Below are 22485 nucleotides of genomic sequence, written 5' to 3' on the forward strand. Positions count from 1 at the left end.
CCGGGCGGATCGCGCAGGTCGGAAGACGGTTCAATGGTTGGTGCGGATGACGGAGCGGCCGCGCCCGAATCCTCGCGTCAATTACGATGTCGATACAACGACAATGCGCGGACGCACTCATTGACGAGAGGTCAAATTAACCCGGGCTGCGGCCAATCCGCAAAACCACGGGATCCCTTGTTCTGTCGCGCTGGCCTGTGCAAAGGTGTGCCCTGTCGGCATGCGGACAATTCCATTCCCCGCATGCGCGAGGCCGCTCCCGTACGCCCCCCACGCTTCAAAAGAGCTGCTGACGGCGGACGTCCGAGCCCCGAACCCCCAACAGCCCATCCGGCCATGAAGCCGGCGGGGTCGCATACCGGTCACATACCAATTGGTATGGACCGCATCACGTGTTGCGTCTGGAAGGAATGCCGCCGTGAATGACGCAGGCCTGGGGAATTCCCCTACCCCCGACCGGCCGTTCGACGTCACCGACGAGCAGCTCAGCGCCGAGCTCAAGCAATGGACGGGCGCCACCCCCGCACTGCACCCCGTCGGTGAACTTCTCGACCGGCACTGGGAAGCGGCCTTCGCCTACGCCCGGCTGTGCACCGACGGGCCCCGCGGCGCGGGAATGCTCACCACCGCCGCATTCACCCGGCTTTTCGGCGAGTCCCTGCGCCAGGCCGGCCCCACCGCCGCCTGGCGCCCCCAACTGCTCGTCACCGTCCGCCGCATCGCGGCCGAATGGGACAACGACGGCCGCGGCGAACGCCTGCACCCCGAACTGCGCGTCGGCAAGGGGGAGCGGGCCGCCTCCCGGCTGCTCCCGCCCACGAACCGCCGGCTGCTCTCCCACGCCTTCCAGCGGCTGACGCAGTCCTCGCGCGCCGTGCTCTGGCACGCCGAGGTCGAGTCGGAACCGCTGTCGATCCCCGCCGCGCTGCTGGGCCTCGACGAGCAGGACACGCGGATCGAACTGCGCCGGGCCCGCGAGCGGCTGCGCGAGGAGTGCCTCCAGGTGCACCGCGAACTCGCCCACGAGGACGAGTGCCAGCGGTACGTCCGGATGATCGACGTGACCTTCCGGCGCGGGGGCGTCGACATCGACCGGGACCTCCAGCAGCACCTCGGCGGCTGCACCCACTGCCGGTACACCGCCGACCAGCTCCAGCAGTTCAACGGCGGCAGCAGCCTCGGCCTCGCCCTGGCCGAGGCCGTCCTCGGCTGGGGCGCCCGTGCCTACGTGGAGTCACGGGCCGGCCGCACCGAGCCGCCCGCCGAGCCGGAGACCGCACCCGGCGGCCGCCTCGCGGGCGGCGAGGCCTTCGGGCCGCCCGAGGAGGCCCCGGGCAAGGACCTGGTGGTGCATCCCGCCCTCTCCCGCCGGGCCAGGCAGCGGGCAGCCCGACGGGTGCGCCGCCGCAACCTCTCCGTGGCCGTGGGCACGGTGAGCGGGCTGGTCGTGCTGCCGCTGGTGCTGTGGTCGGTGCTCGGCTCCGGCGACGACTCCGGTCCCGCGGCCGCCGGCAAGCCCTCCGCCACGCCCGGTACCGGCACCGCCAGCTCGGGGCCGTCCTGGATCGGCACCAGTCAGACCACCCAGGGCACCCTGCGCGGCCGCCTGCACAACATCGCGTCCGGACTGTGCATCGGCCTGGTCGGCAAGAAGCCCGCCAAGGGAGCCGAGGCCGAACTCGCCGAGTGCTCCTCGGCCGCCGGCCAGCAGTGGACGTACGAGAACGACGGGCTGCTGCGCAACGGCGCCGACCCCGGCCTGTGCCTCGACTCCCACCTCGGCTACGCCGTCCAGCTCGCCCCCTGCTCGGCCGCCTCCGGCACCGGCGGCCGGAGCATCCGCTACGACTTCACCCTCCAGGGCGCGCTGGTGCCCCGCTGGGACCAGGATCTGGCGCTCGCGCCGGCCGCCACCGACGGCGGCGGCTCCCTGGTGGTCAAGACCCGGGCGAACGTCGCCTCCCAGCGCTGGGTGATGGACACCTCCCAGCCCGACCTGCAGATGCAGGTCGTCAACTGGGACGCCGAGGCCACGCCGGCGCCGAGCCCGTCCTCGTCGGCCACCGCCACGGCCAGGGCCGCGACGCCCCCCGCACCGACGCCCACCCCGTCGGCGGCACGGACGACCGCGCAGCCCACGCCGTCGAGCAGCGCCTCCGGTTACAACCCGTGCGAGGAGTACCCGGGCTACTGCTACGGCGGTGACCGGAACGGCGGCGGCTGGGGCTACGGCGGCGGCTACGGCGGCGGAGGTGGCGGTGCCCGTCACGGCCGCTGAGCCGGTACCGGCTCAGGGGCGGTGCGGGGGCGTGGGCGGCATCGTGGTCAGGTCCGGCGCCCCCTCCGGCCACACCAGCAGCACCGGACAGGGCGCGTGATCGACGGCGAACCGCACCGCCTTGCCCAGGCTGTGCGGCCCCAGCCGGGACCGGTCGCCGTCCCGGGCGACGATCAGCAGGCCGGCCCCCTCGGCGGCGGCCACCACCTCCCGCTCGACGCGGCCGGTCCGCTCCAGCCGGGTGCACGGCCGCCCCAGCCGGGCCTCGGCGGCGTCCAGCAGCTCCGCCGCCGACGTGCCGCCGAGTTCCACCAGCCGGCGCTCCGGGTCCGGTTCCGAACCCGCCCGGCCCAGCAGCCCCGCGAAGGCGCCGTGTGCCAGCCCGGCCACCCCGGGCTCGGTCACGTGCAGCAGCACCACCTCGGACGCGTCCCGCGCACACCCGCGCGCCGCGTCCACACAGGCGGGCCAGGTCCCCTCGACCAGCCAGACGATCACCCGCATGTCCATGGCCTCCCGCCTAGATCCCGACCACCTGGAGCGCCCCCCACAGTGCCACCACCGCGCCGGCCAGCGCGGTCGGCACGGCGAGCAGGCCCAGCCGGGTGAACTCGCCGAGGTCCACCCCGTGATCGTGCTGGTGCACGATCCTGCGCCACAACAGCGTCGCCAGCGAACCGGCGTAGGTGAGGTTCGGACCGATGTTCACCCCGAGCAGCACCGCCAGCACCGCGGCGGGGCCGGTCTGCGCGGCAAGCGGCAGCAGCACGAGCACCGCGGGCAGGTTGTTGACGATGTTCGCCAGTACGGCGGCCAGCGCGGCGACGCCGAGCAGCGCCGGCAGCCCCGTCCCGCCCGGCAGCACCTGCCCGAGCGCGTCGGACAGCCCGTTGTCGACGACCGCCCGCACCACGATCCCGAGCGCGAGCACGAATGCCAGGAACGCGGGCGCGGCGGCCGTCACCACGGACAGCGCGCTCGCCCGCCGCCGTACCAGCGCCCGCCCGGCCAGCACCAGCGCGCCGGCGAACGCGGCCCAGGCGGGGTCGATCCCGAACGCGGAGGTGACCACGAACCCGGCGAGCGTGCAGGCCACCGTCACCACCGCGAACAGCGGCAGCCGGGGCGGCTCGCCGGTGTCCCGCGCGCCCGGGGCCGCCGAGGACAGGTCCCGGGCGAAGAACCGCCGGAACACCAGGTACTCGGCGCCGATCGCCACCAGCCAGGGCAGCACCATCAGCGCGGCGAACCGGGTGAAGCTCAGCCCGCTCGCCGCGAACGCCAGCAGGTTCGTCAGATTGGACACCGGCAGCAGCAGCGAGGCGGTGTTCGACAGATGCGTGCACGCGTAGACGTGCGGTTTGGCCCGCACCCCGGACCGGGCCGCGGTCGCGAACACCACGGGCGTCAGCAGTACCACCGTCGCGTCCAGGCTCAGCACGGCGGTGATCACCGAGGCCAGCGCGAACACCGCGGTCAGCAGCCGCACCGGCCGCCCGCCCGACCAGCGGGCCATCCACGCCCCGCAGGCCTGGAACAGTCCCTCCACGTCACAGAAGTGGGCGAGCACCAGGACGGCGGCGAGGAAACCGACGACGGGCCCGAGCCGTTCGGCCTCCTGCCGGGCGTGGTCCAGCGAGATCGCCCCGGTGGCGATCACCACCCCCGCCGCGGGTACCGCGAGCACCGCCTCCGGCATGCCGCGGGGCCGGATCACGGCCCAGGCGAGGACGGCGGCGAGCAGGAGGACGGACAGGGTCTCGGCGAGCGGGGTGTTCAGGGCGCGTCCCTCGGAGCGTGATCAAGTGCGGGCCGCCCATGTAAGCAGACGGGCCCGGTTACGAGGATGGGGTACCCGCCGGGCCCAGGAAATCAGCCCATCCGCCGGCCGGTTCCTGGCCGGGGTTCAGTGTGCGCAGCGTCCGCAGCACCGCCGGGTCCTGCGCCTCCAGCCATGCCACCAGCTGCTTGAAGGAGACGAAGCGCACGTCGTCGTACTCGGCCATCTTGCCGATCGCCTCCTCGACGGCGTCCATGTAGATGCCGCCGTTCCAGCGCTCGAAGTGGTTGCCGATGAAGAACGGCGCCCGGTTGGTGGTGTACGCGCGCTCGAAGCCCGCGAGGTAGGTGTCGCGGGCCTGGGTGCGCCAGGCGTCGTACTGGGACTTGTCGCCCAGCGGGTTGCCGCCCGACTGGTTGAACATCATGTTGTAGTCCATCGACAGGACCTGGAAGGAGTGCCCGGAGAACGGTATGGACTGCAGGGGGAAGTCCCAGATGCGGTTGCCCTGCACCTTGCCCGGCCAGATCTGCAGGCCGCCGGGGGAGCTGGCGTCGTACTTCCAGCCCAGCGCGGCCGCCGTGGGCAGCAGGTTGGCCTGGCCCTCCAGGCACGGGGTGCGGCCGCCGATGAGCTCCTTGCGGTAGTCGAAGGGCAGCGGCTCCAGGTCGGTGAAGCCGGTGTTGGTCTTCCACCTGGTGACGAAGCCGACCGCCTGGTCGATCTCGCTGCGCCATTCGGCGGGGGACCAGTTGCGCACGCCGTCGCTGCCGCAGAAGTGCCCGTTGAAGTGGGTGCCGATCTCGTGGCCCTCCAGCCAGGCGGCGCGCACCTGCTGGAGCGTGTTGTGGATGTGCCGGTCGGAGAGGTAGCCGATCGCCGAGGCACCCACCTCGTGCTGCGGCGGTCGGTAGAGGTCCTTCTTGGCCTCGGGCAGCGTGTAGATGCCGGACAGGAAGAACGTCATCTTCGCGCCGTGGCCGGCGGCCACCTTGCGGAACCGGGAGAACAGCTGGTTGCTGAGCTCGCCGGCGCCGTCCCAGGAGAACACCACGAACTGCGGCGGCTTGGCGCCGGCCGCCAGGCGTGCCGCCTTCGGCTGATGGGGCTGGGCACCGGTGTCGGCGGTGGAACCGTCCCCGATGAGCTTCAGCGGCCTGGCCGCCGCGGCGCTGCCGCTGCCGCCGGCCGCGGCGGAACCGCCGCCGTCCACCGACCATTCGCCCCTGGAGCAGCCCGACACCGCGCCCAGTGCGCCGAGGGCGCCCGCCGTCGCGCCCGCCGTCAGGATCCGCCTGCGGGAGATGCCGCTCATGTCCGTCCCCGATTCCGTCGTCCGGGCCCTCGCGGGGCCCGCTTCCTGTGTGGTCGACGGGTTCGATGGGCGGCCCGGCGGAAAAGATCGGCGCCGGGAGCGCGTGTAGCACGCCTGTGACAGTCGTGGCCCGGACATGACGAACCCCGCTGCCCGGGGGGTGGGCAGCGGGGTCCGGGTGCCGGGGATCAGGCCCCGGGCGGCCGGTGTCGCAGCAGGTCAGGCACCGGTACCGGCGCTGAGTACGGTCAGCCGTACCGAGGAGGAGTTCCCGGACACCGGGACCGTGCCGCCCTTCCAGGTGACCTTCAACGCGTCCCGCTCGTCCGGCGGGGTGACCTTCAGCGCGGCCGGGGCCGCCGTCTTGGCGCCGCTGATCTCCGGGTTGGAGAAGGTCAGCCCCGCCCAGGCGCTCTGGCCGGGCTTGAGGGTGACCGTCGTGGGCGTACTGCCCGACTCCCGCTGCGGATCGGCACCGAGCTGGGTGCCGGCGGCGTTCACGAAGGCGGCGCCCGGGAAGCCGCGGACGGTGCAGGTGCGGTCCGACTTGTTGGTGAAGACGATCGGGAAGTTCTCCTGACCGGCCCCCGGGTCGTTGCCGCCCACCGAGGCGGTCAGCTCGGAGGTGCGGCAGCGGCTGCCGGACGCGGTGCCGGCGGTCGTCGTGCCACCACCGGCCGAGGAACCGCCGCCCGTCGACGAGCCGGTGCCCGGGGACGCCGACGAGGATCCCGCGCCCGACGGCGCGGAGCCGCTGTCCGAGGCGCTCGAACCCGCCGAGTCGCCGGTCGCGGGCGCGGCCGTGCCCGAGACGGACTCCGGCGACTTGCCGGGGCTGTCGTTGCCGCAGGCGGTCAGGAGGCCCAGGGCGGCGACCGTGCTCGCGAGCAGGGCCGCCCCGCGCCGCCAGGACTGGGACGTGTGCGCCATGTCTCTCCACCTTCCTGGATGTTCGCGGCACGCTGCGAGGCGTGCCCGAGGCGCTCCGTGCGCCGTCACTCCCATCCGATGCGAGAAACGGCCGAAAAGTTCGGGGGCACGCCGTGATTCGTCGGGTCAGGTGACCCGGATCGACCGGAGTATGCCGTCGGTGGCCGTGTCGTCCGCCGCTCCCTTCTGCCGTACCTGTACGTACACCTGGGGCTGGTCGTCCCCGTCGGCCGGGGCGAGAGCCGCCTCCTGGATCGAGCCGCCCGCGCCGGAACAGCCGCTCCAGGTGCGGACCCGGCCCTTCCAGAGGGTGCTGGTGAAGGCGCGGCTGCCGTCGTAGTGGCACTGCCCGTGGGACAGGGCGTTCACCCTGGCCGTGACGTCGCCGTGCTCGCTCACGCCGATGAAGACGCCGTTCACCGCCGTGGTCAGGTCCTGCCACTCGGACACGTCGTCGGCGACCTCGAGGCCGGGCTCGTGCCCCGCGGCGAGCCCGAGCGCCCGGGGATTCCAGCCGGAGTCGCGCAGCTCGCCCGCCCACCCGGACGGCACCTGCGCCACCACCCGCCCGGTGGAGTCGGTGACCTTCGTCTCGTCGCCCGCCGAGCCGTGCCGGTCGACCAGCGTGACCGCGAGGGCCGTACCCCCGGCCGTGAGGACCGCGGCCACCGTCAGCGTGATGGCGTTGAGCCGTCGGCGGACGCCGTCCAGGCGCCGTGGCCGGCGGGCCGCCGCGGCCGCCGCCAGCCGGTCCAGTTCGTCCGCGAAGGCCTGCGCGGACGGCCAGCGCCGCTGCCGGTCCGGCTCCAGGGCCCGCATCAGCGCCCGCTGGACGTCGTCCCCGAGGCCGGGCCGCAGCCGCTCCGGCCGCACCACCTTCCCGGGCGCCCCCGGCACCGTCCCGGTGACCAGCTCGTAGCCGACCGCGCCCAGCGCGTACACGTCGGCCCGGGCGTCGATGCCCTCGCCCGGTTCGGCCTGTTCCGGCGGCTGATAGCCCGCGGAACCCGCGGCCAGCGTCAGCCCCGACGCCTGTGCCAGGCTCTTCGCCAGTCCGAGGTCGGCCAGCAGCACCCGCCGGGTGCCGTCCTGCGCGGTGCGCAGCAGCACATTGGTCGGCTTGATGTCCCGGTGCACGATCCCGGCCCCGTGCAGGTCCGCCGCGCCGCGGGCCGCCAGCGCGGTCAGCAGCAGCGCGTCGGGGACCGGCAGCGGACCGGCTCCGAGCAGATCGGCGAGGGTGCCGGCGTCGGCGTACTCCATCACGAAGTACGGCCGCCCGTCCGGAAGCTCACCGATGTCGTAGACCTGCACCACCCGCTTCGAGTCGGCCCGGCGCAGCAGCCGCGCCTCGGACAGGAAGCGGTCGTGGATGTCGAGACGGTGGGACCAGTTGTCGGCGAGCACCTTCACCGCCACCGAGGCGTCCAACTGGTCGTCGTGGGCGAGCCAGACCGTCCCGAAGGCACCGGTGCCCAGGCGCCGTTCGAGGCGATAGCGGCCGATCCGCTCCAGGGGTTGCATACGACTATCATGCCTGCCCTGAGATCGACTTCGAGGGGGACCTCCCGTGCCGGACGCCGCGCTGACCGAAGACCTCGCCCGGCGGGCCGCCGCGGGCGACCAGCTGGCCCTGAACCAGCTGCTGACCGAGGTCCGGCCCGACGTCGTCCGACGTTGCGGACGGTTCCTGCCGTGCCGGGAGGACGCCGAGGAGGCGGCCCAGGACGTGCTGCTGCAGATCTCCCGGAAGATCTCCACCTTCGAGGGCCGCAGCCGCTTCAGCACCTGGCTGTACACGGTCGTCGCCAACTGTTCCCGGCAGAAGTACCGGGACCTCAAGCGCCGGTCGGCCGAGCAGCCGGCGACCATCGAACCGGCCGAGCACGTGGACCCGCGCACCACCAGCGTGATCGCCGGTTCCCGGATCGATCTCCTCGAGGCGCTGGACCGGCTGGAGCGGGAGCATCCGCAGCTGGTCGCTCCGCTGGTCTACCGGGACATCTGCCAGCTGGACTACGCCGAGGTCGCCGAACGGGTGGGGATTCCGCTTGGGACGCTGAAGTCACGGCTGCACGAGGCGCGCAAGCAGGTCCGGCCCTGGCTGAGCGCGACGTGACCAGAACGGCGGCTGCGCCGTGACGGGCCGGGCCGGGCCGGGCAAAAAAATAGGGCAAGGAGTTCATCCTCTCCTCGCCACTCTCAACTTATAGCGCACAGGGGGGCTTGCGGCAAGGCCCCCCTCGTCCCGCAAAATCGCAGGCCGAAGCGAGAACCAGCGGTTTTTGGGGGATTCACCAGGTGCGTGTGTTGTTGATGGGATATGGGTCGCGCGGGGACGTCGAACCCCTGGCGGGACTGGGACTGGCGCTGCGCGGACTGGGCGCCGAGGTACGGGTGTGCGCCCCGCCGGACCAGGAGTTCGCTCAGCTGCTGGCCCGGGCGGGCGTGCCGCACGTGCCGTTCGGTCCGTCGGTGCGCTCGGTGGTGACGCGGCCGGATCCGCAGCCGTCGGACGCGTTCCGGCTCGCCGCCGACCTGGTCGCCGCGCACTTCGACGCGGTCGCGGCGGCGGCCGAGGGGTGTGACGTGGTGGTGGCGACCGGCCTGCTGCCGGCCGGCGTACGGTCCGTGACCGAGAGACTGGGGACCGGGTACGTCTTCGCGTGCCCCCACCCGTTCGGGATGCCGTCCCCGTACTTCCCGCCGGCCGGCCGCCCGGGACGCCCGGCCCCGCCCGGCGCCGACCTGCGGACGCTGTGGAAGGTGGACGCCCAGCGGGTGGACGCGCTGTACGGCGAGGCCCTGAACACCCGTCGGGCGGCGATCGGACTGCCCCCGGTGGACGACGTCCGTGACCACGTCCTCACCGGCCGGCCGTGGCTGGCCGCGGACCCGGTCCTCGGACCGTGGCAGGACCTGACGGACTTCGACCTGGTACAGACCGGAGCGTGGCTGCTGCCGGACGAGCGCCCCCTTCCTGACGCGCTGGTGGCCTTCCTGGCGGCGGGCGAGCCACCGGTGTACGTCGGTTTCGGCAGCATGGCGATGCGCGGCGCGCCGGACGCCGCCCGGGTGGCCGTCGAGGCGGTGCGCGCCCGGGGCCGCCGGGTGCTCGTCGGGCGGGGCTGGGCCGACCTCGCCCCGATCGACGGCCGGGACGACTGCCTGGCGGTCGGCGAGGTCAACCACCAGGCGCTGTTCCGGCGCGTGGCCGCCGTCGTCCACCACGGCGGCGCGGGCACCACGACGACCGCCGCGCTGGCCGGCGTGCCCCAGGTGATCGTCCCCCAGATCGTGGACCAGCCGCACTGGGCCGCCCGGGTGGCCGAACTCGGTATCGGCGCGGCGCACGAGGGCCCGGCCCCGACCACCGACTCCCTCTCCGCAGCGCTGGCGACCGCCCTCACCCCCGGGACCCGGGCCCGGGCGGCCGCCGTGGCCGGTGAGGTCCGTACCGACGGCGCGACGGTGGCCGCGCGCCTCCTGCTCGACGGGACCGACGGGACAGACCGGACCGGCTGGGAACCTCCGCCCGTCTCCGCGTGAACCGTCCGGAAGCCGAGCCGCTCGCACCCGCGCCCGCCACCACCGCCCGGGCCCGTCGCCGCACCGGGCACCCCAACGGAGCTGATGAAGTGAACCCCCTGACCACCCGCGCCTTCGACCTCCCCGACCACCTCTCCGCAAAGGCCGATCCGGCCCTGATCGCCGACGACGAGCGGCACTTCGCGGCGATCGCGCGCTGCCTGGAGGAGACGATCGCCGACCTTTCCGAGCGCCTCGACGCCGAACTCAAGGCCCCCGGCGGCACCGGCCGGGCCGCGATGGACCGGGACATCGAGGTCCACCGGCTGACCGGGCGGCTGCGCACCCTGCGCCGTTTCGGGCTCGATCTGTGCCTGGGGCGCATCGTGGGCGCGGACGCCCCCGAGCCCGCCTACATCGGGCGGCTGGGCCTCACCGACAGCGCGGGCCGCAGGCTGCTGCTCGACTGGCGGTCACCCGCGGCCGAGCCGTTCTTCGCGGCCACCCACGCCGGCCCGATGGGGCTGCGCAGCCGCCGCAGATACCGCTGGACCGACGGCCGGATCAGCGACTACTGGGACGAGGTCTTCACCGACGACGGACTCGAGCGGCACGCCGCGCTCGACGACCAGTCCGCCTTCATCGCGAGTCTCGGCGCCGACCGGTCGGAGCGGATGCGGGACGTGCTCGCCACCATCCAGGCCGACCAGGACGCCATCATCCGCGCGGGATCCAGGGGCGCCCTCGTCGTCGACGGCGGCCCGGGCACCGGCAAGACCGTCGTCGCCCTGCACCGCACCGCGCACCTGCTGTACTCCGACCCGCGCCTCGGGCACCGGCGGGGCGGGGTGCTCTTCGTGGGCCCGCACCGGCCCTACCTGGACTACGTCTCCGACGTGCTGCCCAGCCTCGGCGAGGAGGGCGTGCAGACCTGCGTCCTGGCCGACCTCGTCGACGAGGGGGCCGCGGCGGTGCCCGAGGCCGACCCGGAGGTGGCCCGGCTGAAGGCGTCCGCCGACCTGGTGCGGGCGGTCGAGACGGCCGTCCGCTTCTACGAGGAGCCGCCCGCCGAGGGCATGACGGTCGCCACCGACTGGGGTGACCTGTGGCTGAGCGCCGACGACTGGGCCGACGCGTTCCGGGCACCGGGTCCGGGCACCCCGCACAACGAGGGCCGTGAGCAGATCTGGGAGGAACTCACGACCATCCTGCTGGACAGGCACACCGGCGACGACGTCCCGCCGGAGCGGTTCCGCAGGTCGCTCCAGCAGGACCGGGAGCTGACCGACGCCGTGAACGGGGCCTGGCCGCTGCTGGAGGCCACCGACCTGGTCGGCGACCTGTGGTCGGTGCCCGCCTATCTGCGGTTGTGCGCCCCCTGGCTCGACCGTGACCAGGTCCGCCTGCTCCAGCGCGCCGACGCCCAGGCCTGGACCGTGTCCGACCTGCCGCTCCTGGACGCGGCCCGGCAGCGGCTCGGTGACCCGGCGGCGGCCCGGCGCGGGCAGCGGCAGGAGGCCGCGCTCGCCGCCCAGCGCGAACGGATGACACAGGTCGTCGACAACCTGATCGGGGCCGCCGTCGACTCCGGCGCCGACGGGGACGACGGCGAGGGCCTGGTGCGGATGCTGCGCGGCGAGGACGCCGAGGTGAGCCTGGTCGACGAGTCCGAGCTGCCCGCCGTCGCCCCGGACCTGCTGGCCGGTCCGTTCGCCCACATCGTGGTCGACGAGGCACAGGAGCTGACCGACGCCGAATGGCAGATGCTGCTGCTGCGCTGTCCGTCCCGGAGCTTCACCATCGTCGGGGACCGCGCCCAGGCCAGGAACGGATTCGCGGAATCGTGGCGGGAACGCCTGGAACGGGTCGGATTCGGCCGGATCACCCTGGCCTCGCTCAGCATCAACTACCGCACACCGGAAGAGATCATGGCGGAGGCCGAGCCGGTCATCCGGGCCGCGCTCCCGGACGCCAACGTGCCGATCTCGATCCGCGGCAGCGGCCTGCCCGTCGTCCACGGATCCGTCGGCCGGCTGACCGCGATCCTCGACGGCTGGCTAGCCGCGCACACGGAGGGCATCGCCTGTGTGATCGGTGACCCGGCCTTCACCGGGACACCCCGGGTCCGGTCGCTCACCCCCGGGCTGTCCAAGGGGCTCGAGTTCGACCTGGTCGTCCTCGTCGACCCGGAGGACTTCGGCACCGGCGTCGAGGGCGCCGTCGACCGCTACGTCGCGATGACCCGGGCGACCCGGCAGCTGGTCGTCCTGACGGGCACCTCATGAGGAGGTGACCCTTACCACACGCAGGTATGAGCTGGTTGTGTCCAGGTTCGGTCCTTCCTTAATTTTCTGAGAAATCTTCTACAACCATTCGCGTCAGGTGTCCGTCTGGTTAACGCAAGGGTGTGTTGAGGTTGATGTAGAGGAGCTCAGAACGTGACGGTGCGTTCCTTTGCCCGACGGGTACGACCGCGAGTCGAGCGGAAGGCCGCCGAGAAGGTGTGGGAGCTGCGGACCCTGCGCCGCCGCCGCAGGGCAGCGGTCACGGACCCGGTGCTCCGCCCGGTGGCGGTGCGCGGACAGCAGCTCTACGGGCGGGTCGTGACCCGGTTCACCGCCGCCGAGGCGGCCGCCGCCAACCTCGGCCTGGTCCTCGCCGTGCTGGAGCAGGAAGGCATCCCCTACTTCCTGGTGCCGGCCTCGCGCACCCGCCACACCCTCGGCGTGAACGCCCTCGACCGGGAGCGTTTCCTCGTCGCACTGGAGGCGCGGAACGCGGGCACGGCGGTGTTCATCGGCAGGCCGCTGCCCGGCGGGAAGCTCAAGCACCCCGCCCTGTTCATGGACGGCGCCCTGCCCGCCGCGCTGCGCACGGCGCCGGTCCTGCGCATCGGGGAGAACCACCTGGGCCCCGCGGGACAGCTGCTCGCGGGCCCGGAGCTCGCCTGCGACGTCGAGTTCTGGGAGGACGGGGCGGAACTCCTCGCCTCCGACAAGGGCCCGCGGCGGCTGGCCGCGGTCCAGCCGCAGGCGTCCGAGGACATCTTCGCGGAGTCCCTCGTCGCACCGCGGAACAACGGCATCACGGACGTTTTGCCGGCGTCCGAGCAGAAGCCGGCCGTGGTGCGGATCGGCGACCGGGAACTGCCGAGCTTCGTCGCGCTCACCCAGCCGACCGTGCACGACGTCACCTTCCCCGTCGACGTCGTATACACCTGGGTGGACGGCGAGGAGCCCCAGATGCGCGCCAAGCGCGCCCGGTACCAGGAGCGCGGCACCGCCGAGATCCTGGACAAGGAGACCAACGCCTCCCGCTACACGAGCCACGACGAGCTGAAGTACTCGCTGCGCTCGCTCGCCATGTACGCCGACTTCGTCCGCCACATCTACGTCGTGACCGACGGCCAGAAGCCGCACTGGCTCGACGACAGCGCCGCGGGGATCACGGTCGTCGACCACCGCGACATCTTCCCGGCGGACGTCCTGCCGGTGTTCAACTCGCACGCGATCGAGACCCGGCTGCACCACATCCCCGGCCTGTCGGACCACTACCTCTACTTCAACGACGACGTGTTCGTCGGCCGCCGGGTCACCGCGGAGCACTTCTTCCACGGCAGCGGTCTGATGAAGATCCCGGTGTCCCCGCTCAAGATCGGCGTCGGCAAGCCGCACGCCGAGGAGACGGCCACCAACTCCGCCAGCAAGAACGTCCGCCGGCTGCTGCTGGAGAAGTTCGGGCGGATGACCACGAACAACTTCATGCACACCCCGCTGCCGCAGCAACGGGAGACACTGCAGGCCCTGGAGGAGCTCTTCCCCGAGGACATCCGCCGCACCACGGCGTCCCGCTTCCGGTCGCCGCAGGACATCGCCCTGACGGCCCCGCTGCTCTACCAGTACGCCCTGATGACCGGCCGCGGCGTGCCGGGCCGGTTCGGCTTCCGGTACGTCAACATCAGCCGCCCCGACGCGGAGGCCCGGCTGGCCGATCTGCGCCGCAACCGCCGCTTCGACTTCTTCTGCCTCAACGACGTCGACGTGGCGCCCGAGGAACGGGAGCGGGTCGGAGTCCGGATGAGCGAGTTCCTGGAGGACTACTTCCCCTTCGCGAGCCCCTTCGAGAAGCAGGACTGACGGGGGACCGGGGGGCATGGACATCCGTCACCGCTTCAGTGCGCCCGCCGGCCTGCGGGCCGCCGGGAGCCTTCTGACGCGCCTGTGGGCCTGGCTGTCGGCGAGGCTCTGGGCGCTGCGCGCGACCCGGGCCCGACGACGCCTGCGGGCCGCCGTGCCCGGAACCCGGGGGATCACCCTGGGACCGGCGCGGCTGTACGGCCGTACGGTCGCCGCGTACACCGCCTCGGACGCCTTCGAAGCCGATCTCGAACGCGTCTGCACCCTGCTGGAAGGGCTGCGCGTCCCGTACTTCCTGGTTCCCTCCGAGCACGGGCACGGTGCGCCGGGACAGGTAGTGGGCGTCGAGGAGTCGTACCGGGGCGCGGTCCTCGCCCGGGCCGCCCAGCGCTTCGCGGGCACCGCCGGGTACGTCGGTGCCGTCGGACCGGACGGCACCCTGACCACCGCGGTGCTGTGGGCCGACGACAGGCTGCCGCGGGCCGTGCGGCGGGCCCCGGTGCTCCGCACCGGTGTGGTGCGCCTCGGCCCGGCCGGCCAGGTGCTCAGCGGCCTCGAGACGGGATGCGAGATCGAGTTCTGGCGCCATGGCCGTGACCTCGGCACCGTCGCGGGCGGCGCCCCGGGTACCGCCGCCGACCCCGTCTGGCTCACCGTGCCCGGCAGCAGGCTGCCGGACGTCTTCGGCCCGGCGCTCGTCGCCCCGCGCCGCAACGCCGTGGCGGAGGTGCTGCCGGTGACCGCGCGGCGGCCCGCGGCCGGCCGCGGCCGTACCGTCCCGACCTTCGCCGAGCCGGGCATCGACGAGGTGCTGTTCCCCGTGGACGCCGTGTACACCTGGGTCGACGGGGACGACCCGGCGATGGCCGCGAAGCGCCGCGCCCATCAGGAACTCTCCGACAACGTCATCGCTCCGCGCGAGACCGGCGCCTCCCGCTACACCAGCCATGACGAACTGAAGTACGCACTGCGCTCACTGGAGATGTACGCCGGGTTCGTCCGGCGCGTCTACCTCGTGACCGACTCCCAGATCCCCGCCTGGCTGGACGCGGACGCGGAGGGTCTGACGGTGATCGACCACCGGGACATCCTCCCGGCCGACGCGCTCCCCGTCTTCAACTCCCATGCGATAGAAAGCCGTCTGCACCACATCCCCGGGCTGTCGGAGCACTACCTCTACTTCAACGACGACGTCTTCATCAACCGCCCGGTAGGACCCGGCCACTTCTTCCACGGCAACGGCATCGCCCGGATCCCGCTCTCCCCCCTGAAACTCGGAGTCGGTGACCCGCACCCGCTCGAACCGGCCCCGAACTCCGCCGGCAAGAACGCCCGTGAGGTGATCAGGCGCTTCCACGGCAGACAGATCACGCACAAGTCGCTGCACACCCCGCACCCCCAACTGCTCTCGGTCATGCGGGAGATGGAGAGCCTCGGGATCGAGGAACTCGAACGGACCACCTACTCGCGCTTCCGTGCCACCTCCGACGTGGCACCCGCGTCCACGCTCCACCACCACTGGGCGATGGCCACCGGCCGGGCCGTCCCCGCCGACTACCGCTTCCGCTACGTCCAGCTGGGCACCCCGGACATGCGCCGCCGCCTGGCCCGTCTGACGGCCGGCGAGGACGTCGACTTCTTCTGCCTCAACGACGTGGAGACGCCCCCGGAGACCAGAGGGGCCGCACAGGCCGCGATCCACGCCTTCCTGGACCGGAAGTACCCGTTCGCGAGCCGCTTCGAGGGAGCGCCGGGCGACACCGCCCGCCCGGCCGCCCCGCTCACGACGATGATCCCCACCCAGCCGGTGCGAAAGGAAGCACAACGCCATGACTGACCAGGCCCGCGACCGCCGCTAGGCGACCTCCTGCGGGAACAGCGACAGCTCGGCCCAGATCGTCTTGCCCTCACCGTTGTGCCGGGTGCCCCAGCGCTCGGTCAGCTGCGCCACCAGCAGCAGGCCCCGGCCGCCCTCGTCCCAGGTCTTGGCCCGGCGCAGGTGCGGCGCGGTGTGGCTGGTGTCGGAGACCTCGCAGATCAGCCTGGTCGTGTCGTGGATCAGGCGGAGCCGGATGGGGCGGGCGCCGTAGCGGATGGCGTTGGTGACCAGTTCACTGACCACCAGCTCCGCCGTGAAGGCGGCCATGGTCAGGTCCCACACCTCCAGCTGCTCCACCACCTGCTTGCGGATCGGCGCGACCAGGGCGGGGTCGGCGGGCACGTCCCAGGTCGCCACCCGGGACGGCGGCAGGCCCTGGGTACGGGCCAGCAGCAGGGCCACGTCGTCGGCCGCGCCGCCCGACGGCAGCAGAGCGTGCAGGATCCGGTCGCAGGTCTCGTCCAGCGAGTCGCTGTAGGCCGCCAGCGCCTCGTGGAGGAGCCGGCGTCCGGCGTCCGGGTCACGCTGCTGGGAGGTGAGCAGGCCGTCCGTGAACATGGCCAGCACGGTGCCCTCGGGCAGCTCGATCTCGGTGGACTCGAACGGCAGCCCGCCCAGGCCCAGCGGGGGACCGGCGGGCAGGTCCACCTCGTGCAGGCGGTGACCGGGGCGCAGCACGACGGGCGGCGGATGACCGGCGCGGGCCATGGCGCAGTGCCGGGACACCGGGTCGTAGACGGCGTACAGGCAGGTCGCGCCGAGCTCGCCCGGGCTGCCCTCGCCGCCCAGCTCCTCCGACAGCCGGACCACCAGGTCGTCCAGGTGGGTGAGCAGCTCGTCCGGGGCCAGGTCGATGTCGGCCAGGGTGCGTACCGCGGTGCGCAGCCGGCCCATGGTCGCCGAGGCCTGCACACCGTGGCCCACGACGTCCCCGACGACCATGGCGACCCGCAGCCCGGACAGCGGGATCACGTCGAACCAGTCGCCGCCCACCCCGGCCCGGGCGGCCGGCAGGTAGCGGGAGGCGGCCTGCAGGGCGGCGGTGTGCGGCAGTGTCCGCGGCAGCAGGCTGCGCTGCAGGGCCAACGCGGTCTCGCGCTCGCGGGAGTAGCGGCGGGCGTTGTCGATGCAGACGGCCGCCCGGGCCGTGATCTCCTCGGCCAGCAGCACGTCGTCCGGGCCGAACGGGTCGGGCCGCCGGTGCCGGGTCAGCACGGCGACCCCCAGCGTCGTGCCGCGCGCCTGGATCGGCACCGCCATCGAGGAGTGGATGCCGAACTCGCGCACCCGCTCCGCGCGCGGCCCGTGCCAGGTCAGCCACTGCGTCATCTCACCGGACGCCACCTGGGCCACGATGGTGTGCCCGGCGGTCAGCGAGTCCGCCTGCGGGGAGGAGGCCGGGTAGGACTCGTTGTGACCGGGTTTGAGCACCGCCTCGGGGACGTCGGGCAGCACGGACTGGTGCGCGATACGGCGGAGGGTGACCGGAGCGTTCAGCCGGGTCGGGAGGTCGGCGCCGTTCTCCGGCGGGTCGAGCAGGTCGACGGTGACGAAATCGGCCAGGGCCGGTACACAGACGTCCGCCAGCTCCTGGGCCGTACGGCTGACGTCCAGGGTGGTGCCGATGCGCACGCTCGCCTCGTTGACCAGCTGGAGCCGTTTCCTGGCCAGGTAGTTCTCGGTGATGTCGTGTGCGGCCAGGCTCACCCCCTGCACCCGCCCCGCGGCGTCGGTGACCGGCGCCATCCGGGCCAGCCAGGCGTGTGTCCGTTTCTCGCCGCCGGTACGCAGGTAGCTCTGTACGTCCAGCGGGCGGCCCGTGGCCAGCACCTGGAGCATGTCCTGCTCCAGCTCCTCGCTCTGCGGTTTGCCGCTGATCTCGGTGATCCTGAGCCCCTTGATCCGCTCCTCGGGCAGCCCGATGACCTCGGCCATCGCGTCGTTCACCCGGCGCAGCCGCAGCCGCTCGTCGTAGACCGCGATCGCGCACGGCGACTGGATCAGCGCGGCCGTGGCCAGCGGATCGTCCAGGGCGGCCGGAACGTCGCCCGGCACCGGGGAGAAGACCAGCCAGCGCCCGGCACGCTCGTCGTGTGCCGTGCGGTGGTGGGCGACCAGCCAGACCGGGACGGTACGGCCGTCCCGGTGCCGGAGTTCGAGAGTGCCGTCCCAGCGGTCGCCGACGGGCACCGGCGGGGGGACCCCGGCCAGCAGCAGCGCCGCGGGCCGGCCCACGACCTCGTCGGCCGGGTGGCCGAGGAGCCGTCGCGCGCCCTCGTTCCACTCGGCCAGTGTGCCGTCCTCGTCGATGACGGCCCGGGCCGTCGCCGCATCGTCGAAGGGATAGACCCGGCTCATCTCGCCACTCCCAAGCGCACACTCTCCGTCAACAGGTGCACCACAGGTGTTCAGCCTAGTGCGTCGGACCCACCCGTGACCGGCAGGCGCCGGCGGCCGGTCGGCCGGGACCGGATCCGTCCGGGGAGCCGGACAAGGGCCGGTCGACGGGACGAAATCCGGGGCCGACCGCTTCCGGACCCTTGACCGCCGCACGTGGCACGGCGTCAGATTCTGTTTGGCCACGATCAGTTGTGAGTAGTTCTGGGCCCTGATGAGGGAGAGCCGCACCATGACAGTCACACGCAGATCGCTTCTGGCAGCCGCCACGGCAGCCCCGACGGCCGGCGCCCTGCTGGGCGCCCCGGGAGCCTGGGCGGTCCCGGCGGCGGATACGGCCACGCAGGTCACCGGCCGCCGCACGCTCGCCCTGCGGGACGGCTGGCGGTTCGCGCTGGTCGACCCGGGCGGGATCACCGACCCGACCGGCGCCTACGCCGACGCCGCCGACCCCGGGTACGACGACTCGGCCTGGCGCCGGGTCGCGGTACCGCACGACTGGAGCATCGAGCAGACCCCCACCACCGAGCACGGCACCACCAGCGGCACCGGCTTCTTCCCGGGCGGCCTCGGCTGGTACCGGCTGGCCTTCACCCTGCCGCCCGGCTGGGCGGGCAAGCGGATCTCGGTGGAGTTCGACGGCGTCTACATGGACTCGTACGTCTACTGCAACGGCACCCAGGTCGGCCGGCACCCGTACGGCTACACCGGCTTCGCCCTCGACCTCACCGGACTGCTGCACACCGACGGCGCCACGGAGAACGTGCTCGCGGTCAAGGTGCAGAACCAGCTGCCCAGCAGCCGCTGGTACTCGGGCAGCGGCATCTACCGCGAGGCCCGGCTGGTGGTGACCGACCCCGTGCACGTGGCGCGCTGGGGGACGTACGTCACCACACCGGACATCACCGCGGAGCGGGCCGTGGTGCGGGTGCGGACCACCGTCGTCGACGAGTCCGGGACGGGCGCGGACGTCACGGTGGTCTCCCGGATCGTCGGCCCCGACGGCCGTACGGCCGCCCGTACGTCCTCCACGGCCACCGTCACCGGTGAGGCCACCGAGACCCATGAACTGGCTGTCGCGGCGCCGAGACTGTGGTCCTTCGAGGCTCCGCACCGCTACACCCTGCACACCGAACTCCGGGTCGGCGGCACCACCACCGACAGCTACCGCACGGTCTTCGGCATCCGCGACTGCCGCTTCGACCCGGACGAGGGCTTCTCCCTCAACGGCGTGCCCGTCAAGATCAAGGGTGTCGACCTCCACCACGACCAGGGTGCCCTCGGCGCCGCGATCAGCGCCGACGCGGTGCGCCGGCAGATGACCATCATGAAGTCGATGGGCGTCAACGCCTTCCGCACCTCCCACAACCCGCCCTCGCCGCAGATGATCGAGGTCTGCGAGGAACTCGGCATCGTGATGATGGTGGAGGCCTTCGACTGCTGGCGGACCGGCAAGACCACCTACGACTACGGCCGGTTCTTCGACGAGTGGTGCGAGAGCGACGCCACCGAGATGGTCCTCGCGGCCCGTAACTCGCCCGCCGTCGTGCTGTGGTCCATCGGCAACGAGATCCCCGACTCCACCTCCACCGCGGGCCTCGCCATGGCCGACCGGATCATCGCCGCCGTCAGGGCCGCCGACGACACCCGCCCGCTGGTCATCGGCTCCGACAAGTACCGCAGCGTGCCGAAGCCGGGCTCCGCCGCCGACCTGATGCTCGCCAAGCTCGACGGACTCGGCCTCAACTACAACACCGCCAAGTCCGTGGACGCGCTGCACGCGGCCTACCCGCACCTGTTCCTGTTCGAGTCCGAGTCCTCCTCGGAGACCTCCACCCGCGGCGCGTACCAGGAGCCGGAGCACCTCAACACGGGTGAGAACCACACCCCCGGCCGCCGCGCGACCTCGTCGTACGACAACAACCTGGCCTCCTGGACGATGAGCGGCGAGTACGGCCACAAGAAGGACCGGGACCGGAAGTGGTTCGCCGGCCAGTTCCTCTGGTCGGGCATCGACTACATCGGCGAGCCGACCCCGTACAACGTGTTCCCGGTCAAGGCGTCCTTCTTCGGGGCGGTCGACACGGCCGGCTTCCCGAAGGACATGTACCACCTCTTCCGCAGCCAGTGGGTGCGCGAGCCCATGGTGCACCTGCTGCCGATGACCTGGAACCACGAGCCGGGGGACACGGTCGAGGTGTGGGCGTACGCCAACGTGGCCGACGTCGAGCTGTTCCTGAACGGGAAGTCGCTGGGGGTGCGGAGGTTCGACACCAAGACGACGACGGACGGCCGTACCTACCTGGAGACCACCGAGGCCACCGGTGACGACAAGACCTTCACCACCGGCCCCTACCCCGGCAGTTACACCAGCCCGAACGGCAGCGCGGGCAGACTCCACCTGACCTGGGACGTGCCCTACCGGCCGGGGGAGTTGAAGGCGGTGGCCCGGCGCGACGGCAAGGTGGTGGCGACCGACGTCCTGCGCACCGCCGGCACCCCGCACGCCGTGCGCCTCACCGCCGACCGCGGGTCCCTCGCCGCCGACGGTCGGTCACTGGTCTTCGTGACCGCCGAGATCGTCGACGCGCACGGCGTGGTGGTGCCCGACGCCGCGCACCTCCTCTCCTTCGCCGTCTCCGGCGGCTCGCTCGCCGGGCTCGACAACGGCCGCGAGGAGAGCGCCGAGCGCTACCAGGCCAGCACCCGGACCGCCTTCCACGGCAAGGCGCTCGCCGTCGTCCGCGCGGGTACGGAGCCGGGTGCGCTCAAGGTGAGCGCACGGGCGGACGGCCTGCGCGGGGACACCGCCACCGTCCGCACCACGCGCGCCCGCGTCGCGGTCCGCACCCCGGCCCCCGACTTCGGCCCGGACCGTCCGGCGCCGCCGGTCCATCCGCACCCGGACGCCAGCTACTCGGGCCGGCCGGACACCCTCCCGGCCGCCATGCTCGACGGCGACCCGGCCACCGGCTGGTCCAACGCCTTCGCCAAGTCGGCCACCGCCCTGCTGCCCGCGTTCAGCGGTGCCCGCACCGAGGACTGGGTGTCGGTCGACTTCGGACGCAACCGCACCTTCGACCGGGCGGAGGTCTCCTTCACCGTGGACGCGACCCATGCGCTGCCCGCCTCGGTCGAGGTGGCGGTCTGGGACGGCAGGGCCTACCGCGCGGTGGAGGGTACGGCGGTGGACTGGGCCACCTCGTCGGACACCCCGACCGTGATCACCTTCTCCCGCACCGCCGGCTCCCGGCTCCGGCTGACCCTGACCAGCGCCCACCCGGGACAGTCCGCGGGGGCGCTGCGGATCAGCAGGCTCGACATCTGACGCCGCCGGGCGCGGCTCGTACGCCTGACCGGCGAGCCGCGCCCGTAGGTACCGCGGGATTCCGCCCCGACCTGCGGATATTTACGAGTGAGTACCCGCGCGGTACCGTGAAGGACATGCCAGCTCTCAACGTGGAGTTCAGCGACCGCGAGCTAGAGGATCTGCGGCAGATCGCCAAGGAGCGCGGGACGTCCATGAAGGCCCTCGTCCGTGAGGCGGCCGCCGCCGACATCGCCCGGCACCGGGCGCTGCAGGAGGGGGCGGAGGAGTTCCGCCGGTTCTTCGCCGCGCACGCCGCCGAGTTCGCGGCCGCGTTCCCCGATGACGAGCCGCCCGCGAGGGGCGAGGCCGCCTGAGCCATGCCGCCGGTCATCCACATCGACGTGCCCTGGCTCCTGCAGCGCCATGAGGAGGTGCTGCCGGACCAGCCCACCGTCGACGACTTCTCCGCACTGGTCGCCGCCGTCGCCCGGCACCGCGTCGACCCGCCCCGGCTCGGGGTCGACTCCGACCCGGCCTGGCGGGCCGCCGCCCTGCTGCACACCCTCGCCCTGCTCAAGCCGCTGCCCTCGGCCAACGCCCGGTTCGCCTGCGCGACCGCCGTGGCCTACATGTTCGTCAGCGGCGTCGGCATCGACCCGCCCTATGGGGCCCTCGTCGATCTCGCCCGCGACCTGACCGACGGCAAGGCCGACGTCTACGCGGCGGCGGACCGGCTCCGTTCCTGGCAGTTCTGACCCACCCGGACCTGCGGGTCGGGCCGCCTCCGGCGCCTCGGGGGTCGCCGGCCGCGGGCGGAAGGAACGGGGCCGGCGACCTGTTTCGCACGGAAGAGCCGCCGTTCCGTGCGGGGCCGTACGAGGAGGCCGGCGACCAGTGGACCACCCGCACGGGTGGGCCGGGAGCGTGTGCGA

Annotated in this window: 15 protein-coding genes; 9 read left to right on the top strand and 6 right to left on the bottom strand. The window is 72.9% G+C overall.

Going from position 1 to position 22485, the window contains the following annotated elements; all coding sequences use genetic code 11:
- Positions 1-418 precede the first annotated feature (418 nt).
- A complete protein-coding gene (locus tag ACZ4O3_RS22210; RefSeq protein WP_467723783.1) occupies positions 419-2278 on the top strand; it encodes an RICIN domain-containing protein in 1860 nt (619 codons plus the stop codon).
- Positions 2279-2290: 12 nt separating this feature from the next.
- On the opposite strand, the gene ACZ4O3_RS22215 is transcribed toward ACZ4O3_RS22210, so the two are convergent.
- The 5 genes from ACZ4O3_RS22215 to ACZ4O3_RS22235 form a co-directional block, all read right to left on the bottom strand.
- Positions 2291-2782, bottom strand: coding sequence for a universal stress protein (locus ACZ4O3_RS22215; RefSeq protein ID WP_467723785.1), 492 nt, complete (start codon positions 2780-2782; stop codon positions 2291-2293).
- Positions 2783-2798: 16 nt separating this feature from the next.
- A complete protein-coding gene (locus ACZ4O3_RS22220) occupies positions 2799-4058 on the bottom strand; it encodes an arsenic transporter (RefSeq protein WP_467724050.1) in 1260 nt (419 codons plus the stop codon).
- 58 nt (positions 4059-4116) lie between these two features.
- Positions 4117-5373, bottom strand: a complete 1257-nt coding sequence (locus ACZ4O3_RS22225; protein ID WP_467723786.1) for a polysaccharide deacetylase family protein — start codon at positions 5371-5373, stop codon at positions 4117-4119.
- A gap of 219 nt (positions 5374-5592) precedes the next feature.
- A complete protein-coding gene (locus ACZ4O3_RS22230; protein ID WP_467723788.1) occupies positions 5593-6303 on the bottom strand; it encodes a DUF4232 domain-containing protein in 711 nt (236 codons plus the stop codon).
- A gap of 126 nt (positions 6304-6429) precedes the next feature.
- Positions 6430-7827: a serine/threonine-protein kinase gene (locus tag ACZ4O3_RS22235; RefSeq protein ID WP_467723790.1), complete on the bottom strand. Its 1398-nt coding sequence runs from the start codon at positions 7825-7827 to the stop codon at positions 6430-6432.
- Between the two features lie 46 nt (positions 7828-7873).
- Between ACZ4O3_RS22235 and ACZ4O3_RS22240 the strand changes: the two genes are divergently transcribed.
- The 5 genes from ACZ4O3_RS22240 (at position 7874) to ACZ4O3_RS22260 (ending at position 15804) form a co-directional block, all read left to right on the top strand.
- Positions 7874-8422 (top strand): RNA polymerase sigma factor, encoded by a 549-nt coding sequence (locus ACZ4O3_RS22240; protein ID WP_362732774.1) that lies wholly within the window; start codon positions 7874-7876, stop codon positions 8420-8422.
- Positions 8423-8619: 197 nt separating this feature from the next.
- Positions 8620-9852 (top strand): glycosyltransferase, encoded by a 1233-nt coding sequence (locus ACZ4O3_RS22245; RefSeq protein WP_467723792.1) that lies wholly within the window; start codon positions 8620-8622, stop codon positions 9850-9852.
- 89 nt (positions 9853-9941) lie between these two features.
- Positions 9942-12116, top strand: coding sequence for an RNA polymerase recycling motor ATPase HelR (gene helR / locus ACZ4O3_RS22250; protein WP_467723793.1), 2175 nt, complete (start codon positions 9942-9944; stop codon positions 12114-12116).
- Positions 12117-12269: 153 nt separating this feature from the next.
- Complete coding sequence (locus ACZ4O3_RS22255; RefSeq protein WP_467723795.1) at positions 12270-13967, top strand: stealth family protein; 1698 nt, start codon at positions 12270-12272, stop codon at positions 13965-13967.
- Positions 13968-13983: 16 nt separating this feature from the next.
- The gene (locus ACZ4O3_RS22260) at positions 13984-15804 is read left to right on the top strand and encodes a stealth family protein (protein ID WP_467723797.1); all 1821 of its coding nucleotides are present in this window, start codon (positions 13984-13986) and stop codon (positions 15802-15804) included.
- Positions 15805-15822: 18 nt separating this feature from the next.
- Here the strand turns inward: ACZ4O3_RS22260 and ACZ4O3_RS22265 are convergent, their stop codons facing one another.
- Positions 15823-18204 (bottom strand): SpoIIE family protein phosphatase, encoded by a 2382-nt coding sequence (locus tag ACZ4O3_RS22265; protein ID WP_467723798.1) that lies wholly within the window; start codon positions 18202-18204, stop codon positions 15823-15825.
- 271 nt (positions 18205-18475) lie between these two features.
- Here ACZ4O3_RS22265 and ACZ4O3_RS22270 point away from each other — a divergent pair, with 271 nt between their 5' ends.
- From ACZ4O3_RS22270 to ACZ4O3_RS22280, 3 genes are all read left to right on the top strand, one after another.
- The gene (locus tag ACZ4O3_RS22270; RefSeq protein ID WP_467723800.1) at positions 18476-21571 is read left to right on the top strand and encodes a glycoside hydrolase family 2 TIM barrel-domain containing protein; all 3096 of its coding nucleotides are present in this window, start codon (positions 18476-18478) and stop codon (positions 21569-21571) included.
- A gap of 116 nt (positions 21572-21687) precedes the next feature.
- The gene (locus ACZ4O3_RS22275) at positions 21688-21927 is read left to right on the top strand and encodes a hypothetical protein (protein WP_385001142.1); all 240 of its coding nucleotides are present in this window, start codon (positions 21688-21690) and stop codon (positions 21925-21927) included.
- Positions 21928-21930: 3 nt separating this feature from the next.
- Positions 21931-22308, top strand: coding sequence for a toxin Doc (locus tag ACZ4O3_RS22280; protein WP_467723802.1), 378 nt, complete (start codon positions 21931-21933; stop codon positions 22306-22308).
- Positions 22309-22485 lie beyond the last annotated feature (177 nt).

It is taken from the genome of Streptomyces sp. NPDC026515 (assembly GCF_055567595.1).

Excerpts from the sequence above, each read along its gene's own strand:
- ACZ4O3_RS22245 (WP_467723792.1), top strand. The coding sequence starts at position 8,620 with ATGGGATATGGGTCGCGCGGGGACGTCGAACCCCTGGCGGGACTGGGA.
- ACZ4O3_RS22265 (WP_467723798.1), bottom strand. The coding sequence starts at position 18,204 with ATGAGCCGGGTCTATCCCTTCGACGATGCGGCGACGGCCCGGGCCGTC.
- ACZ4O3_RS22280 (WP_467723802.1), top strand. The coding sequence starts at position 21,931 with ATGCCGCCGGTCATCCACATCGACGTGCCCTGGCTCCTGCAGCGCCAT.
- ACZ4O3_RS22235 (WP_467723790.1), bottom strand. The coding sequence starts at position 7,827 with ATGCAACCCCTGGAGCGGATCGGCCGCTATCGCCTCGAACGGCGCCTG.
- ACZ4O3_RS22225 (WP_467723786.1), bottom strand. The coding sequence starts at position 5,373 with ATGAGCGGCATCTCCCGCAGGCGGATCCTGACGGCGGGCGCGACGGCG.
- ACZ4O3_RS22275 (WP_385001142.1), top strand. The coding sequence starts at position 21,688 with ATGCCAGCTCTCAACGTGGAGTTCAGCGACCGCGAGCTAGAGGATCTG.
- ACZ4O3_RS22230 (WP_467723788.1), bottom strand. The coding sequence starts at position 6,303 with ATGGCGCACACGTCCCAGTCCTGGCGGCGCGGGGCGGCCCTGCTCGCG.
- ACZ4O3_RS22260 (WP_467723797.1), top strand. The coding sequence starts at position 13,984 with ATGGACATCCGTCACCGCTTCAGTGCGCCCGCCGGCCTGCGGGCCGCC.
- ACZ4O3_RS22270 (WP_467723800.1), top strand. The coding sequence starts at position 18,476 with ATGACAGTCACACGCAGATCGCTTCTGGCAGCCGCCACGGCAGCCCCG.
- ACZ4O3_RS22215 (WP_467723785.1), bottom strand. The coding sequence starts at position 2,782 with ATGCGGGTGATCGTCTGGCTGGTCGAGGGGACCTGGCCCGCCTGTGTG.